Here is a 14,825-nt window from a genome sequence, read left to right as displayed (position 1 = left end):
GGCCGATCGTCCGCCGAACGGAGTCCCATGAGCATGCTGCGCACGCACGTCGACGCGTGGGCCGACACGATGACCTCGGTCCTCGACCTGGCCCCGACCCTCGGTGCGGACGACCTGTCCGCCCCCACGGACTGTCCCGGGTGGACGGTCCAGGACGTGCTGGCCCACCTGGCTCATCTCGAGAGCGTGCTGGCCGGGATCGAGGCCGACACGCGGCCCGACGTCGACGGTGGATCCACGCTGGCCTCCGACTACACCGAGGCCGGTGTGCTCGCCCGTCGGGGCCGTCCCGCCTCGCAGGTCGTGGACGAGCTGCGCGCGGCCGTCGAGGCACGGACGGCGGCCCTGTCGGACCTGCCCGACGACGCCTCCGCCCCCGCGCCCCTCACCCCGGGCGGCGTCTCCTGGACGTGGGACACGCTGCTGCGCAACCGGGTCATCGATGCCTGGACGCACGAGCAGGACATCCGCCGGGCGGTCGGGCGGTCCGGCGGTCTCGACCGTGCGGCCGCCGTCGTGACCCTGCAGTCGCTCGCCGCCGCCATGCCGTTCGTGGTCGGCAAGAAGGTCGGAGCCCCGATGGGGACGACGGTCCGCTGGCAGGTCACCGGACCGGTCGAGCTGGAGCTCGGCGTCACCGTCGGCGAGGACGGACGCGCCCGCCGCGACGACGCTGTGGCGTCCGCCACGACCACGATCACGTTGGACAGCGAGACGTTCTGCGTCCTCGCCGCCGGTCGCCGAGGGGCCGAGTCCGTCCCGGTCGAGATCGACGGCGACGTCGACCTCGGCCGACGGGTCGTCGCGGCCATGACCGTCACGTTCTGAGCCGTGGGAAGCATCGAACCGTGACAGGGTGGTGGCCGTGCGACTGACGAACCCCCTCTGGTACCTCGCGGCCTTCCTCGTGGCCCTCGGCAGCTCGATGGTGGGCACCGTCATCGCGGCCGGCGCGTGGGACGAGGTCCGTACCGCCACGGTCACGCCGGCGAACGCCCCCGTCGACGCCGCCGGCCGCACCCTCGCGGTGTTCACCGACCAGAGCCAGCCCGACCGCACGATCGTCTGCTCCACCCGGCCCGCCGACGACCCCGAGGCCGAACCGGAGGAGGTGCCGGAGGCGACGCTCGACCTGTCGGTGGACTCCTCCGGCGTGCGGTGGTACCTGCTCGCCGTCGAGGCCGAGAGCGAGGACGGCCTGGTGGTGACGTGCGTGCCCGAGGACGGACGCACCGACACCGCGGCGTACGGCTTCGCCGTGGTCGACGGATTCGACGCGGCCGGCCGGGGCGGACGGATCGGCGCCATCGGCACCGGGGCCGGCCTGGTGCTGGCGATCGCCGTGTTCGTGCAGCGCCGTCGCGCTGCCGGATCGGACGCGTAGCACCGGCCGCTGCCCACGTCGCGCGACGACGCGGCGGACCCGGTCACCGGTGGCTACGCTGTGGGCCATGGCATGGACGACGGACGACATCGGCGACCTCACGGGCCGTCGCGCCCTCATCACCGGAGTGACGGGGGGACTGGGGCGCCACACCGCCCGCGAGCTCGGCCGGCACGGCGCGGATCTGGTCGTGACCGCCCGCGACACCGCCAAGGCCGACGAGACACTGAGCTGGCTCGCGAAGGAGTCGCCCGGCACCAGCGTCGACGTCGTCGAGCTCGACCTCGCCGACCTCACGGCGTCGAAGCGGTCGGCGCAGGGTGTGGTCGACGCCTACGACCGGATCGACCTGCTCATCAACAACGCCGGCATCATGATCCCGCCGGAGCGCCGCACGGTCGACGGGTTCGAGCTGCAGATCGCCACCAACCACCTCGGACACTTCGCGTGGACGGCCGTGCTGTGGCCGCTGCTGGTGGCGTCGTCGGCACGGCTGGTGCAGGTGTCGTCGATGGCGCACACCACGGTCGGCTCCCTGGACCTCGACAGCCTGACCCCCGAGGGATCCAAGCGCCCCTACCGGCGCTGGCGGTCGTACGGCGAGTCCAAGCTGGCCAACCTGCTGTTCGCGCTCGAGCTCGACCGTCGGGCGACGGCGGCCGGGGTCGACGTGGTCAGCGTGGCGGCCCACCCCGGGTACGCGGCGACCAACCTCACCCGGACCGGCGTCGGCGTGGGGGGTGGCGGCCCGATCGGGTTCGGCATGCACCAGGTCACCAAGGTCATCGGACAGTCCGCCAGGGCCGGCGCCTGGCCGCTGCTGATGGCGGCCAGCGACCCGACCCTGACCGGCGGGGAGTACATCGGTCCGAAGGGGTTCCGTCAGATGCGCGGACGGCCCCACCGGGTCGGCATGACCAGCGCCGCGCGGGACCCCGAGCTGGCCCGCGACGTGTGGTCCGCCTCCGAACGCGCGGTCGGGCTCGACTTCACCGTCTGAGCGGGTCGAGCCCGGACCGGCTGGCCGAATCCGGCTGGTTGACATAACCTGTACGTCAATGAGCCCGTCCATGACTGCCACCGTCCCCGACACGACCATCCGCGAGATCGAGCCCGATGACTTCGACACCATCATCGACCTCAACCAGAACGCCCTCGAGGGCGTCGGTCCGCTCGACGAGCAGAAGCTGGCCCACCTCGTCGACCAGGCCGACCAGGCCCTCGTGCTCGACGACGGCGGCGACATCGCCGGTTTCGTGATCACCCTGCCCCCGGGTGCCGACTACGAGTCCAGCCGCTACGAGTGGTTCGAGAAGCGCTTCGAGGAGTACGTGTACCTCGACCGCATCGTCGTCGCCGAGACCCACCGCCGTCAGGGCGTCGCCTCCCAGCTGTACGACGAGATCGAGACCGAGACGCCCGTCGCGCTGGAGGTCTACGACACGAACGACGTCTCGCTGGCCTTCCACCGCAGCCGCGGGTACGAGCCGGTCGGCGAGCTCGACCACGCCGGCAAGACCAACCTGATGCTGGTCAAGGAGTCCTGAGCCCGGCCAGACGTCTCGTCCGGCGCCGGTAGCGCCAGATCTGCCCGAGGCCCAACGCCCACAGCACGTACTGGCACGCCATCGCCCACCGGAACGCCTCGGGGGTGAAACCCGCACCCTCGGGCGTCCGCCAGTCCAGCACGAGGCCGATCGCGACCACGAGCACCAGGGTCGCGAGGAACCCGCCCTGGTTGATGATGCCGATCGCCGCCCCCAGCCGGTGGGACGGATTGAACTCGCGCCCGTACTCGAAGCCGATCATCGAGGCCGGGCCGCCGATCCCCACCACGACCACGAGGGCGACGAGCACGGCCAGGGGTGCATCGCCGGGCCACGCCAGCACCAGGGTCCACACCACGACGATCGCGCCGACGACCCCCATCACGAGGTCGGAACGGTGGTAGGGGTGACGGGTCACGAGCCACGCGATGATCGGCCCCGCCGTCATGACGGCGACCACCAGCACGGTCAGCAGCACTCCCGCCGTCGCCTCCGACCGGCCCTCGCCGCGGACCAGGAACGGGTATCCCCACAACATCCCGAGGGTCGTGGCGCTGAACTGGGTCGTGAAGTGCGTCCAGAAGCCCAGCCGGGTGCCGGGGTGGCTCCAGGAGTCGGCGAGGCTGCGGCGCACCAGACCGACCGACATCCGCGGACCGACGACCCGGCGCGCCCCCGGCGCGTCGTGCACCACCAGCAGGAGCGCGACCAGCAGGACGATGCCGATCGACGCGGCCCCGGCGTAGGTGCGGGTCCAGCCGAACTCACCGAAGGCCCATGTCATCGGGACGGCGGCGAGGATGGCCCCGAACTGGCCGCCCACCCCGGTCAGCTGGGTCATCAGCGGCACGCGGCGTGGGGAGAACCAAGCGCTCACCAGCCGCAGCACGCAGCCGAACGTCATCGCGTCGCCCGCGCCCACCAGCACCCGGGCCAGGACGGCCGCCGGGTAGGTGTCGACGACGGCGAACGTGAGCTGCCCGACCGTCATCACCACGAGCCCACAGGTGAGGACCCGCCGCGGACCCAGCCGGTCGATCGCGAGCCCGACCGGGATCTGCAGACTCGCGTAGACCAGCAGCTGCAGCGTCACGAAGGTGGCCAGCTGGGCTGCGGTGATGCCGAACCGCTCGCTCGCCACGAGACCGGCGACGGCCAGCGACGACCGGTGGAACACCGCGAGCAGGTACACCGAGAACGCGACCGCCCAGACCCACCCCGCTGCCCGACTCACCGGTTCATCCTAGGTCCGTCGGGGTACGCCCCCCGCATGACGATCACCAAGGGCGACCGCGTGCAGTGGAACACCTCCCAGGGGCCGACGTACGGCACCGCCGACGAGAAGCGGACCTCGCGTTTCCAGCACGACCGGCAGCAGTTCAACGCCTCGGACGACGATCCCTACTGGATCGTCACGTCGGAGAAGACCGGTGCCACCGCCGCCCACCGGGAGTCCAGCCTCACGAAGACCTGAGGCCCCCATCGCGGGCGCCCGGGAGCCGCTCGAGGCGACCCTCACGCGGCTTCGCCTCGCTCCGCTCACGCCCGCTCGTTCCTCGCGGACTGGCGAACACCAGCTCGCGCGCGGTCTCGGTGGTTGAGGTGCTGCGAGGAACGAGCAGCCTCGAAACCACACCCTGTGGTCGCCAGGGAGCGCAGCGACCGTGAGGGCGGAGCCCGAGGCGTCCCTCACGCGAGTTCGCCTCGCTCCGCTCACGTCCGCTCGTTCCTCGCGGACTGGCGAACACCAGCTCGCGAGCGATCTCGGTGGTTGAGGTGCTGCGAGGAACGAGCAGCCTCGAAACCACACCGGCCCCAGGTGGTTTCGAGGCTCGCAAGCTCGCACCTCAACCAGCGAGCCGGCAGCTCGCGCCTCGACCAGCGGGCCGGCGGCTCGCGCCTCGACCACCGAGGGAGGGCTCGCAGTCGTCACCAGGTGAGCGCGAGGTCCGGGTCGCGCAGCACCGACGCGACGTCGGCGAGGAACCGCGAGCCCTGCTCACCGTCGACGACGCGGTGGTCGAAGCTCAGCGCGAGCGTCGTGACCCAGCGGGGCACCACCTGGTCGTGCTCGTCGACCCACGGCCGCCGGTTGATCGCCCCGACGGCCAGGATGCCGGACTGTCCCGGGTTCAGGATCGGGGTGCCCGCGTCGATGCCGAACACGCCGATGTTGGTGATGGTGAAGGTGCCACCGGCCAGATCGGCCGGCTGGACCCGGCCCGCCCGCGCCGTGGCCGTCAGTTCCGACAGAGCGGTGGCGAGACCCCTCAGATCGAGGGCGTCGGCGCCGCGGATGTTGGGCACCACCAGCCCCCGCTCGGTCGCGGCCGCGATGCCGAGGTCGACCTGCTCCGGGTAGGTGATCGCGTCACCGTCCCACGCCCCGGTCAGCTCGGGTGTGCGGCGCAACGCCAGACAGACGGCACGCGCCACCAGCGCGAGCGGCGTCAACGACACCTCGCTCCACGCACGGTCGGAGCGCAGCCGCTCGAGCAGCGCCATGGTGCGGCTGACGTCGACCGTGACCCACTCGGTGACGTGAGGCGCGGTGAACGCCGAGGCCACCATCGCCTCCGCGGTCGCCCGGCGCACCCCCGTGACAGGGACACGGCGGTCGCCACCGGGCGGGGCCACGGGCGTCACGGCCTGCTCCCGGTCCCGGGCGAACGCCTCGACGTCGGCGCGGGTCACGACACCGTCGCACGGCACCTCGGTCAGGTCGACCCCCAGGTCCTTGGCCAGCTTGCGGACCGGCGGCTTCGCCAACGGGCGGGACGCAACCGGGGCCACGACCGGCGCGTCCACGGCCGACGACGTACGACGGCGCCGGCGATGAGGGCGGCCCTCGCGTGGTCCGTAGCCCACGAGCACCCCGTGGCGCTCGGGCGCAGCGGTGTCCTGGGACGTCTCCGCCCCTGCGTCCGCCCCGGACGCGGGGGCGCCGATGCGGACGATCGGCGTGCCCACGGTGACGGTTCGACCCTCCTCGACGAGCAGCTCGGTCACCTCCCCCGCGAAGGGGCTGGGCAGCTCGACGATCGACTTGGCGGTCTCGATGTCGACCAGGACGTCGTTGACCGCGACCACGTCGCCGACCGCGACGTGCCAGGTGACGATGTCGGCCTCGGTGAGACCCTCGCCGACGTCGGGGAGCCTGAACTCGCTCATCGCGCCTCCCCGTAGGCCAGCACCGCGTCGACGGTGTCGAGGATGCGGTCGACGTCGGGCAGGAAGTCGTCCTCGACCCGGCTCGGCGGGTACGGCAGGTCGTAGCCGGTGACCCGGTGGACCGGCGCCTCGAGGGAGTAGAAGCACTCCTGCGTCAGGCGGGTGGCGACCTCCGCGCCGAGGCCGAGCGTGCGCTGCGCCTCGTGGACCACGACCGCGTGCCCGGTCCGCCGCACCGACTCGACCACCGGTCCGAGGTCCAGGGGCGACAACGACCGCAGGTCGACGACCCCCAGGTCCAGCCCGTCCTCGGCCGCGGCGTCCGCCGCGTCCAGACAGGTGCGCAGCATCGGTCCGTAGGTGACGAGGGTCAGGTCGGCTCCGTCCCGACGGACCACGGAGGCCGACATCGGGTCGGGGGTGTCACCGACCGGGCCGGTCTCCCAGTACCGGCGCTTGGGCTCCATCAGGACCACCGGGTCGTCCGACGCGATCGCCTGCTGCACCATCCAGAAGGCGTCGTGGGGGGTCGCGGGGGCCAGCACGCGCAGGCCGGCCGTCAGGACGAACTGGGCCTCGGGACTGTCGGAGTGGTGCTCGACGGCACCGATGCCACCGCCGTAGGGGATCCGGATCACGATCGGCATGCGCACGGCGCCCTCGCTGCGGAAGTGCAACCGTGCGACCTGGTTGACGATCTGGTCGTACGCCGGGTAGACGAACCCGTCGAACTGGATCTCGATCACCGGCCGGTAGCCACGCATCGCCAGGCCGACGGACGTGCCGACGATCGCGGACTCCGCCAACGGCGCGTCGATCACCCGCTGACCGCCGAAGTCCTTCTGCAGACCCTCGGTGACGCGGAAGACGCCGCCGAGCCGGCCGATGTCCTCGCCGATCAGCAGCACCCGGTCGTCGGACTCCATCGCGGCCCGGAGGCCGGCGTTGAGGGCCCCGGCGATGCTGACCTTCTCGCGGGCGATCATGCCGCGCTCCCGTCGAACCCCGCACGCCAGGCGACGTACTCCTCGCGCTGGGCCGCGAGGGTCGGGTCGGGGTCGACGTGGACCCGGTCGAACAGGGTCGCGAGATCCGGCTCGGGCAGGGCGCGGCAGGCCGCCCGGAGGCGCTCGCCGAGGTCGTCGGCCTCAGTGTCGAGGTCGTCGAAGAACGACTCCGGCCAGTCGACCGACTCCAGGTGGCGCCGGACCCGCAGCAGCGGATCACGGGCCGACCACTCCTCCGTCTCGGCGGCCTCGCGGTAGCGGCCGGGGTCGTCGGAGGTGGTGTGGGCGCCCATCCGGTAGGTGACGGCCTCGATGAGGGTCGCCCCCTCCCCGTCGCGCGCCCGCGTGAGCGCCGCGGACGTGACCGCGTGGCAGGCCAGCACGTCGTTGCCGTCGACCCGCACTCCCGGGAGCCCGAAGCCCTCGGCCCGCTGCGCCAGGGGTACGGCGCTCTGGCGCGCGACCGGCGAGCTGATGGCGTACTGGTTGTTCTCGATGAGGAAGACGACCGGCAGGCCGAACACCGCGGCCCAGTCCAGCGCCTCGTTGACGTCTCCCTGGCTGGTGGCGCCGTCGCCCAGGTAGGCGATGACGGCGGTGTCACGGTCGGGATCGCCCGTGCCGACGTCGCCGTCGAAGGTCACGCCCATCGCGTACCCGGCAGCGTGCAGCGTCTGCGCGCCGATGATGATCGCCGGCAGGGCGTAGCCGTGGTCGGCGGGGTCCCAGCCGCCGAGCGAGACGCCTCGGTAGAGCCCCAGCAGCTTCTCGGGCGGGACGCCCCGGCTCCAGGCGACCCCATGGTCGCGGTAGGTCGGGAAGGCGAAGTCCTGGCGACGCAGGGCGCGGGCCGAACCGACCTGGCACGCCTCCTGACCGAGGGACGGTGGCCAGAGACCCAGCTCGCCGTGCCGCTGCAGCGCGTAGGCCTCGGTGTCGACGCGGCGGACCAGCACGAGGTCGCGGTACAGCGCCGCGACGGCCGCGGTGTCGCCGTCGAACACGTGGTCGGGGTGGTCGGTCCTGATCCCCTCGGGGGTCAGGAGCTGGACGGGCTCGGGGCCGGTCGGGTGGTGCACGGGCGCAGTCATGCGGCTCCCTCGGTCAGCCGGCCTGCGGGGTCTCCGCGGCCGGTGCGTCGGGGTCGTCCGCCGGCCGTGGTGGGGCCGGGAGGGCGACCACGGTGTGAACGGGGTCACACCGTGCCTCCACGGTAACCCGATCAGGAGCCGGTGCGCCACCGCCGTGTCGTGGCGAGGAACTGCTCGTTCACCTCGGGCAGCCCGATGGTCACCCGGACGCCCTCGCCGGCGAACGCCCGGACCGACAGCGGCTGGGCAGCGGCGGCGAACTCGACGGCCTCCGCACCGAGCGGGAGCCAGACGAAGTTGCCCTGCGCCTGCGGCACGTCCCACCCCTGACCGCGCAGGCCGGCGACCACCGCGTCCCGCTCGGCCACCACGGCAGCCACGCGCTCGCCCATCGCGTCGAGGCTCTCCAACGAGGCGATGGCGGCCGCCTGGGCGACGTCGGAGACCCCGAACGGCGGCAGCACCTTGCGGACGGCCTCGGCGACCGGGGCGTGCGCCAGGGCGTAGCCGACCCGCAGGGCCGCCAGGCCGTGGGCCTTGGAGAAGGTGCGGAGCACCACGACGTTCTCGCGGTCGAGCCAGTCCGGGCCGGACGCCGCCGCCGGATCGGTGACGAACTCGACGTAGGCCTCGTCCACGACCAGGAGCACCGACGGAGGGACGGCGGCCACGAGGGACGCCAGCTCGTCGGCCGTCACGACCGGGCCGGTCGGGTTGTTGGGCGTGCAGACCAGCACCGCCCGGGTGCGCGGGGTGATCGCGGCCGCCATGCCGGCGAGGTCGTGGGTGCCGTCGGCACCGACCGGCACCCGCACCCCCGCGGCGCCGGTGAGCTCCACCGCGATCGGGTACGCCTCGAACGACCGCCAGGGCAGGACCACCTCATCGCCCGGGCCGCAGAAGGCCGACAGCAGGGCATAGAGGACCGCGACCGACCCGGTCCCGATCGCGATCCGGTCCGGATCCACCTCGTGGTGCCCGGCGAGCGCGGTCGTGAGCGCGGTGCAGCCGGCGTCGGGGTAGCGGTTGACGTGACGCAGCTCGGCGACGGCGCGGTCGAGCACCCCCGGCAGCGGATCGAACGGCAGCTCGTTGCTCGACAGCTTCGACGCGGGGTCGGCGGCCGGTCGTCCCGCGCGGTAGACGGGGATCCCCGCGAGCGCGGGACGAGGCGTGGGAGCGACCATCCCCTGAGGATAGGTGAGCGGTAGGTGAGCCACCGAACCTCACCGCCGGCGGTGGGTGAGCAACCGATTGCCGCGGCTGAAGGGTTGCCCACCCACCGCCGCACCGCGCGAAGGGTTGCCCACCTACCGCCGACCCGGGCGGGCTGGTTGAATCGGCCGGTGACGTCGCGATCGCCCCGGCTCGGCTACCTGCTCGTCGTCGCCGCGGCCGTGCTGTTCGGGGTCAACGCCGGCGTCTCCCGCATCCCGTTGCGCTCGGGCACCCCCACCGACACCTTCACGTCGGTGCGCATCACCGCCGCCCTTGCCGTGCTGGTCCTCGTCGCCGTGGCCGTCGACCGGGCGGCGCTGCGCCCGCCCCGGGGGCGGTCCCTGCTGCTGGTGGTCGGCCTGGGCCTGGTGGGCGTGACCGGGGTGCAGTGGACCTACAACGTGGCCATCAACCGGTTGCCGCTGGGGATCGCCCTGCTACTGGAGTACCTCGGCCCCGTGCTGGTGGTGCTGTGGGTGCGGTTCGTGCGGTCCGAGCCGGTGGCCCCGCGGATGTGGCCGGCGCTGGGCCTGGCCGTGCTGGGGCTGGCCGTCGTGAGCCGCATCTGGAGCGGGCTGGAGTTCGACGGGCTGGGCGTCGCCATGGCCCTGCTCGCCGCGGTCTGCTTCGCCACCTACTTCCTGCTCGGCGAACGCGGGGTGGACGCGGACTCCCCCCTGCAGGTCATCGTCTGGTCGTTCGCGGCGGCGACCGTCGTGATGAACCTCGTCCAGCCGGTGTGGACCGCCGATGCCCTCGGGGCGGACGCCTCCGCCCTCGGCCGCTTCGACGAGGTCGTCGTGCCGGCCTGGGCCGCCATGGGGTGGGTCGTGGTGCTGGGCACGGTGGCGCCGTTCTTCCTGCTGCTCGTGGCCCTGCGGATGCTGTCGGCGACGATCGTGAGCGTCGTGGCCATGCTGGAACCGGTCGTGGCCGCCCTGGTCGGCTGGGGGTGGTTCCGCGAGACGCTCACGCCCCTGCAGATCCTGGGCATGGCGATGGTGCTGAGCGGGGTCGTGCTCGCCCAGACCTCCCGCCGCAGCGAACCGGCACCGCTGCCACCCCCGACCTGACGGACCGGTGGTGCCACAATCAGGTCATGGAACGCTTCCTCTCGACCTGGTTGGTCAGCGCCGTGGCGCTCGCCTTCTCCGCGTGGCTGCTCGGCGACCGCATGGACATCGGCGACCCGAACGACCCGGCGACGCAGCGGGTCATCACGCTGCTCGTCGTGGCCCTGGTGTTCACGCTGGTCAGCTCCATCATCGGACCGATCGTCAAGGTCCTGTCCCTGCCGTTCATCATCATCACCCTGGGCCTGGCGCTGCTGGTCATCAACGCGCTGCTTCTGCTGCTCACGCAGCGCATCACCGACGCGTTCGACGTCACCTTCTTCGTCGACGGGTTCTGGTGGGCCGTCCTCGCCTCCGTCGTCATCTCGATGTCGCAGACCGTCGTGGCCGGCCTCGTCGGCAAGCGCTGATGCCGGCCGAGCCCTACCGGGTCGCGGTCGTCTGCCTCGGCAACATCTGCCGGTCGCCCATGGCCCACGTGGTTCTTGAGCACCGGCTCGCCGAGGCCGGGCTCGGCGACCGCGTCACCGTCGCCTCGGCCGGCACCGGTGACTGGCACGTGGGCGAACCGATGGACCCGCGCGCGGCGGCCACCCTCGCCGAGGCCGGCTACGACGCCAGTCGTCACCGGGCCCGGAAGTTCACGGTCGACTGGTACGCCGAGCACGACCTGCTGCTCGCGATGGACGCATCGAACCTCGCGAACATGTCCGACCTCGCGCCCACGGTCGACGCCCAGGAGCAGGTGCGGATGTTCCGCAGCTTCGACCCGGCCGCCGACGACCGGGACGACGAGGTCCCCGATCCCTGGTTCGGGGGCGACGAGGGCTTCCGCGACGTCCTGGAGATGGTCGAGCGCACGGTCGACGGCATCGTCGAGCACCTCCGCGCCCGTACGGCACCTCGCTCCTGACCGGGCCGCAGAGCCGAACCACCCGGTAACCTCACGCTCATGGCACGCATGACGGGGACGGCGCAGCGGGCCGAGCAGCTGCTCGGCACCGGTGTGGTGTCCACGACCCCGGTGGCGGGGGGCGACATCTGCACCTCCACCCGCCTGCGGCTCACCGACGGTCGCAGCGCCGTGATCAAGACCCGACCGCACGCTCCCGCCGGGTTCTTCGAAGCCGAGGCGGCCGGTCTGCGCTGGCTCGCCGAGGCCGGCGGCGCCCGCGTCCCCGAGCTGCTCGCCGCCGCCGACGACTGCCTCGTGCTCGCCTGGGTCGAGCCCGCCAAACCGTCCGGTGACTCCGCCGAGCGCCTGGGCCGTGCGCTCGCCGTCACGCACGCGGCCGGCGCGCCGACGTTCGGCGCCGACACCGACGGGTTCGTCGGCCTCGCCCCCCTGCCCAACCGTCCGTTGCCCACGTGGCCGGAGTTCTACGCGTCGCGTCGCGTCATGCCGTACGTCCGGGCGGCCGTCGACCGGGCCGCCCTGCTGCCCGAGGAGGCCGCCGTCATCGAGGCGGCCGTGCGGCGCATCCACGACCTCGCCGGCGACCTCGAGCCCCCGGCCCGGCTGCACGGTGACCTGTGGTCGGGCAACATCGTGTGGGGCGTCGACGGTGACGCCTGGATCATCGACCCGGCCGCCCACGGCGGTCACCGGGAGACCGACCTGGCGATGCTCGCCCTGTTCGGCGCTCCTCACCTGCAGCGGATCATCGACGCCTACGACGAGGCCGCCCCGCTGGCCGAGGGATGGCGAGACCGGGTCGCCCTGCACCACCTGCACCCGCTGCTGGTGCACGCGGTGATGTTCGGCGGCAGCTACGGTCCCCGCGCGGCCGACGCCGCACGCTCGCTGCTCTGACGCGACGCCCCGCCGCCGGCCGCAGGCGCCACCCCGGACCGGCGGTAGGTGAGCAACCCTTCCCGGTGGCCGGCGGTGGGTGGGCAACCGATCACGGCCCGCATGGGGTTGCTCACCTACCGCCCGCCGGTGGGTTCGGTTGCCCACCTACCGCCCGGGGGCGGGGGTGATCTCAGCCGGGGTTCAGGGATCCGGGGCAGACTGGACCCATGCGCATCCTGGTGGTCGACGACGACCGAGCCGTCCGCGACTCGTTGCGTCGCTCGCTGGAGTTCAACGGGTACACCGTCGAGCTGGCCTCCGACGGGGCCGAGGCACTCGCCCGGACCCCCCAGGTGCAGCCCGACGCCATCGTCATGGACGTCATGATGCCCCGGCTCGGAGGCCTCGACGCCACCCGCGCGCTGCGCAGTGCCGGCAACGACGTGCCCATCCTCGTGCTGACGGCCCGCGACGCGGTGACCGACCGGGTCGACGGTCTCGACGCCGGTGCCGACGACTACCTCACCAAGCCCTTCGCGCTCGAGGAGCTGCTGGCCCGGCTGCGCGCGCTGCTGCGACGGTCCAGCCGGTCCGCCGAGCTGGAGGACGAGGCGCCGCTGGTCTTCGCCGACCTGTCGCTCGACCCGGGCACCCGCGACGTGCGACGCGGGGACCGCGCTCTGTCCCTGACCCGCACCGAGTTCGCCCTGCTGGAGCTGTTCCTGCGCCGCCCCCGGCGCGTGCTGGAGCGCTCGTTCATCCTGGAGGAGGTCTGGGGCTTCGACTTCCCCACCACCGCGAACTCGCTGGAGGTCTACGTCGGCTACGTCCGGCGCAAGCTCGAGGCCGAGGGTGAGTCCCGGCTGCTCCACACGGTCCGAGGGGTCGGCTACGTCCTGCGCGAGACCCCGCCGTGATCCGTGGAGCCACCGACGCCGCCCACCGGCGGGTCCACCGGTTCACCAGCAAGGTCTCGCTGGCGGCCCGCGTCACGCTCATCACCACCGCCGCGGTGGCACTGACGCTCGGGTCCATGAGCGCGCTGGTGTACTTCGTCGTGCGGGCCGAGCTGGTGAGCAACCTCGACACCTCGATCACCGCTCGCGCCGAGCAGGCGGTCGCGGCCGGCTACTCGCCCGGTGACCTCACCGGGACCCAGGCCGAGCTGCTCGACGTCGCCGGCATCGACATCTTCCGGGTCGAGGGCGGCCAGCTGATCGCCACGCTCACCGGCAACCAGAGCATCCGCCCCACGCACAAGGAGCTGGAGGTCTCGATCGGGCGCAAGGCATCGTCCGCCCGGACGGCGACCATCGACGGTGACCCGTACCGCGTCGTCGCCGTGCAGGCCGGCCCCGGGTCCGCGCTCGTCATGGTGCAGCCGATGGAGTCGGTCACCAGGACGCTCGACCGGCTGGGTCTCATCCTGCTGCTCACCAGCACTGCCGGCGGACTCGTGGCCGGGATGGTCGGCTGGACGGTCGCCGCCAACGGGCTGCGTCCCGTGCGCCGGCTGACCGCCGCCGCCGAGCACGTCGCCCGCACCCACGAGCTGCACCCGATCGAGGTGTCCGGCCGCGACGAGCTGGCCCGGCTCACCATCGCGTTCAACCAGATGCTGGTGGCGCTCGACGCCTCGCAGGAGGGCCAGCGCCAGCTCGTCGCCGACGCCGGGCACGAGCTGCGCACCCCGCTCACCAGCCTGCGCACCAACATCGAGCTGCTCCGGCAGGCGGGCCGCTCGGACCGTCCGCTCTCGGACGACCAGCGCGACGAGATCATGGCCGACGTCGGCGCCCAGGTCGAGGAGCTGACCACCCTGATCGGCGACCTCGTGGAGCTCGCCCGCGACGAACCCCTGCAGAACGACCCGGAGCCGCTCGACCTGGCCGAGGTCGTCACCCAGTCGCTCGACCGGGTCCGACTGCGGGCGCCGTCGCTGACCTTCGACGTGGACCTGTCCCCGTGGATGGTCATCGGCGAACCCCGCATGCTCGAGCGCGCCGTCACCAACCTGCTCGACAACGCCGCCAAGTGGAGCCCGGCCGGCGGCACCGTCCGGGTGCGGCTGACCGGTGGCGCGGTGGTGGTGTCCGACGACGGACCGGGCATCAGCCCCGACGATCTGCCCCACGTGTTCGACCGGTTCTACCGGTCGACCGAGGCACGCACCCTGCCCGGCTCGGGGCTCGGGCTGTCGATCGTCCGCCGCTGTGCCGAACGCCACGGCGGATCGGTCACCGTCACCTCCGACCCGGGCGAGGGCGCGACGTTCTCGCTGTCGATCCCGGCCGCACCCGATTCTTCCGGGCCTCACACACGGCTCTCAGACCTGTCTCAGCGATGAAGAGGACTCTTGACCCATGAGCGAACCGACTGACCCGTTCTCGCCCCGACCCTCCGTCCCGCCCCACGAGCAGGACGCCTCGGCGGCTGAGCCGACGGTTCCGATCCCCTCGGGACCGGCCAGCACGCCGCCCCCGCCGGCCGACGCGTCGTTCGTCCACCGCTTCGACGCCGACCGGCCCGCGCCGCCCCC

The 14,825-nt window shown here is 72.7% G+C and carries 16 protein-coding genes; 11 read left to right on the top strand and 5 right to left on the bottom strand.

Going from position 1 to position 14,825, the window contains the following annotated elements:
• Positions 1-27: 27 nt before the first annotated feature.
• The 4 genes from HMPREF0063_RS14265 (at position 28) to HMPREF0063_RS14250 (ending at position 2,931) form a co-directional block, all read left to right on the top strand.
• Entirely contained in the window at positions 28-828 is an 801-nt protein-coding gene (locus HMPREF0063_RS14265; RefSeq protein ID WP_007079404.1) for a maleylpyruvate isomerase family mycothiol-dependent enzyme, read from the top strand.
• A gap of 37 nt (positions 829-865) precedes the next feature.
• Complete coding sequence (locus tag HMPREF0063_RS14260; protein WP_156794145.1) at positions 866-1,384, top strand: hypothetical protein; 519 nt, start codon at positions 866-868, stop codon at positions 1,382-1,384.
• Positions 1,385-1,451: 67 nt separating this feature from the next.
• Positions 1,452-2,384 (top strand): oxidoreductase, encoded by a 933-nt coding sequence (locus tag HMPREF0063_RS14255; protein WP_040320317.1) that lies wholly within the window; start codon positions 1,452-1,454, stop codon positions 2,382-2,384.
• A gap of 70 nt (positions 2,385-2,454) precedes the next feature.
• The gene (locus HMPREF0063_RS14250) at positions 2,455-2,931 is read left to right on the top strand and encodes a GNAT family N-acetyltransferase (protein ID WP_040320316.1); all 477 of its coding nucleotides are present in this window, start codon (positions 2,455-2,457) and stop codon (positions 2,929-2,931) included.
• Here HMPREF0063_RS14250 and HMPREF0063_RS14245 read toward each other — a convergent pair.
• Complete coding sequence (locus HMPREF0063_RS14245) at positions 2,918-4,165, bottom strand: MFS transporter (RefSeq protein ID WP_007079402.1); 1,248 nt, start codon at positions 4,163-4,165, stop codon at positions 2,918-2,920. The two genes, HMPREF0063_RS14250 and HMPREF0063_RS14245, sit on opposite strands and share 14 nt — an antisense overlap.
• Positions 4,166-4,201: 36 nt before the next feature.
• On the opposite strand from HMPREF0063_RS14245, the gene HMPREF0063_RS14240 reads away from it, so the two are divergent.
• The gene (locus HMPREF0063_RS14240) at positions 4,202-4,405 is read left to right on the top strand and encodes a hypervirulence associated TUDOR domain-containing protein (RefSeq protein ID WP_007079401.1); all 204 of its coding nucleotides are present in this window, start codon (positions 4,202-4,204) and stop codon (positions 4,403-4,405) included.
• Between the two features lie 455 nt (positions 4,406-4,860).
• Here the strand turns inward: HMPREF0063_RS14240 and HMPREF0063_RS14235 are convergent, their stop codons facing one another.
• The 4 genes from HMPREF0063_RS14235 to HMPREF0063_RS14220 form a co-directional block, all read right to left on the bottom strand.
• Positions 4,861-6,102 (bottom strand): dihydrolipoamide acetyltransferase family protein, encoded by a 1,242-nt coding sequence (locus tag HMPREF0063_RS14235; RefSeq protein ID WP_007079400.1) that lies wholly within the window; start codon positions 6,100-6,102, stop codon positions 4,861-4,863.
• Entirely contained in the window at positions 6,099-7,088 is a 990-nt protein-coding gene (locus HMPREF0063_RS14230; RefSeq protein ID WP_007079399.1) for an alpha-ketoacid dehydrogenase subunit beta, read from the bottom strand. Before HMPREF0063_RS14230 ends, HMPREF0063_RS14235 begins: the two co-directional genes overlap by 4 nt.
• Complete coding sequence (locus tag HMPREF0063_RS14225) at positions 7,085-8,200, bottom strand: thiamine pyrophosphate-dependent dehydrogenase E1 component subunit alpha (protein ID WP_007079398.1); 1,116 nt, start codon at positions 8,198-8,200, stop codon at positions 7,085-7,087. The genes HMPREF0063_RS14230 and HMPREF0063_RS14225 overlap by 4 nt, the downstream gene beginning before the upstream one ends.
• 131 nt (positions 8,201-8,331) lie before the next feature.
• Entirely contained in the window at positions 8,332-9,387 is a 1,056-nt protein-coding gene (locus HMPREF0063_RS14220; RefSeq protein ID WP_040320315.1) for a histidinol-phosphate transaminase, read from the bottom strand.
• Between the two features lie 159 nt (positions 9,388-9,546).
• Between HMPREF0063_RS14220 and HMPREF0063_RS14215 the strand changes: the two genes are divergently transcribed.
• The 6 genes from HMPREF0063_RS14215 to HMPREF0063_RS14190 all read left to right on the top strand — a co-directional run bounded on the left by HMPREF0063_RS14215 (position 9,547) and on the right by HMPREF0063_RS14190 (position 14,633).
• Positions 9,547-10,491, top strand: a complete 945-nt coding sequence (locus HMPREF0063_RS14215) for an EamA family transporter (protein ID WP_007079396.1) — start codon at positions 9,547-9,549, stop codon at positions 10,489-10,491.
• Between the two features lie 26 nt (positions 10,492-10,517).
• Positions 10,518-10,901: a phage holin family protein gene (locus HMPREF0063_RS14210; RefSeq protein ID WP_007079395.1), complete on the top strand. Its 384-nt coding sequence runs from the start codon at positions 10,518-10,520 to the stop codon at positions 10,899-10,901.
• Positions 10,901-11,404 carry a low molecular weight protein-tyrosine-phosphatase gene (locus HMPREF0063_RS14205; RefSeq protein ID WP_007079394.1) on the top strand — a complete coding sequence of 168 codons (504 nt, stop codon included), beginning with the start codon at positions 10,901-10,903 and terminating at the stop codon, positions 11,402-11,404. Before HMPREF0063_RS14210 ends, HMPREF0063_RS14205 begins: the two co-directional genes overlap by 1 nt.
• Positions 11,405-11,443: 39 nt before the next feature.
• Complete coding sequence (locus HMPREF0063_RS14200; RefSeq protein WP_007079393.1) at positions 11,444-12,304, top strand: fructosamine kinase family protein; 861 nt, start codon at positions 11,444-11,446, stop codon at positions 12,302-12,304.
• A 209-nt stretch (positions 12,305-12,513) separates the two neighbouring features.
• Complete coding sequence (locus HMPREF0063_RS14195) at positions 12,514-13,203, top strand: response regulator transcription factor (RefSeq protein ID WP_007079392.1); 690 nt, start codon at positions 12,514-12,516, stop codon at positions 13,201-13,203.
• Positions 13,200-14,633, top strand: coding sequence for a HAMP domain-containing sensor histidine kinase (locus HMPREF0063_RS14190; protein WP_007079391.1), 1,434 nt, complete (start codon positions 13,200-13,202; stop codon positions 14,631-14,633). Before HMPREF0063_RS14195 ends, HMPREF0063_RS14190 begins: the two co-directional genes overlap by 4 nt.
• Positions 14,634-14,825: the final 192 nt, after the last annotated feature.

The organism is Aeromicrobium marinum DSM 15272 (genome assembly GCF_000160775.2).
GTDB classification, from domain to species: domain Bacteria; phylum Actinomycetota; class Actinomycetes; order Propionibacteriales; family Nocardioidaceae; genus Aeromicrobium; species Aeromicrobium marinum.
Note: the sequence above shows the minus strand (reverse complement) of the source record. Positions and strands in the feature narration are given on the sequence as shown.

Excerpts from the sequence above, each read along its gene's own strand:
- HMPREF0063_RS14265 (WP_007079404.1), top strand. The coding sequence starts at position 28 with ATGAGCATGCTGCGCACGCACGTCGACGCGTGGGCCGACACGATGACC.
- HMPREF0063_RS14255 (WP_040320317.1), top strand. The coding sequence starts at position 1,452 with ATGGCATGGACGACGGACGACATCGGCGACCTCACGGGCCGTCGCGCC.
- HMPREF0063_RS14250 (WP_040320316.1), top strand. The coding sequence starts at position 2,455 with ATGACTGCCACCGTCCCCGACACGACCATCCGCGAGATCGAGCCCGAT.
- HMPREF0063_RS14240 (WP_007079401.1), top strand. The coding sequence starts at position 4,202 with ATGACGATCACCAAGGGCGACCGCGTGCAGTGGAACACCTCCCAGGGG.
- HMPREF0063_RS14235 (WP_007079400.1), bottom strand. The coding sequence starts at position 6,102 with ATGAGCGAGTTCAGGCTCCCCGACGTCGGCGAGGGTCTCACCGAGGCC.
- HMPREF0063_RS14230 (WP_007079399.1), bottom strand. The coding sequence starts at position 7,088 with ATGATCGCCCGCGAGAAGGTCAGCATCGCCGGGGCCCTCAACGCCGGC.
- HMPREF0063_RS14225 (WP_007079398.1), bottom strand. The coding sequence starts at position 8,200 with ATGACTGCGCCCGTGCACCACCCGACCGGCCCCGAGCCCGTCCAGCTC.
- HMPREF0063_RS14220 (WP_040320315.1), bottom strand. The coding sequence starts at position 9,387 with ATGGTCGCTCCCACGCCTCGTCCCGCGCTCGCGGGGATCCCCGTCTAC.
- HMPREF0063_RS14210 (WP_007079395.1), top strand. The coding sequence starts at position 10,518 with ATGGAACGCTTCCTCTCGACCTGGTTGGTCAGCGCCGTGGCGCTCGCC.
- HMPREF0063_RS14205 (WP_007079394.1), top strand. The coding sequence starts at position 10,901 with ATGCCGGCCGAGCCCTACCGGGTCGCGGTCGTCTGCCTCGGCAACATC.
- HMPREF0063_RS14200 (WP_007079393.1), top strand. The coding sequence starts at position 11,444 with ATGGCACGCATGACGGGGACGGCGCAGCGGGCCGAGCAGCTGCTCGGC.
- HMPREF0063_RS14195 (WP_007079392.1), top strand. The coding sequence starts at position 12,514 with ATGCGCATCCTGGTGGTCGACGACGACCGAGCCGTCCGCGACTCGTTG.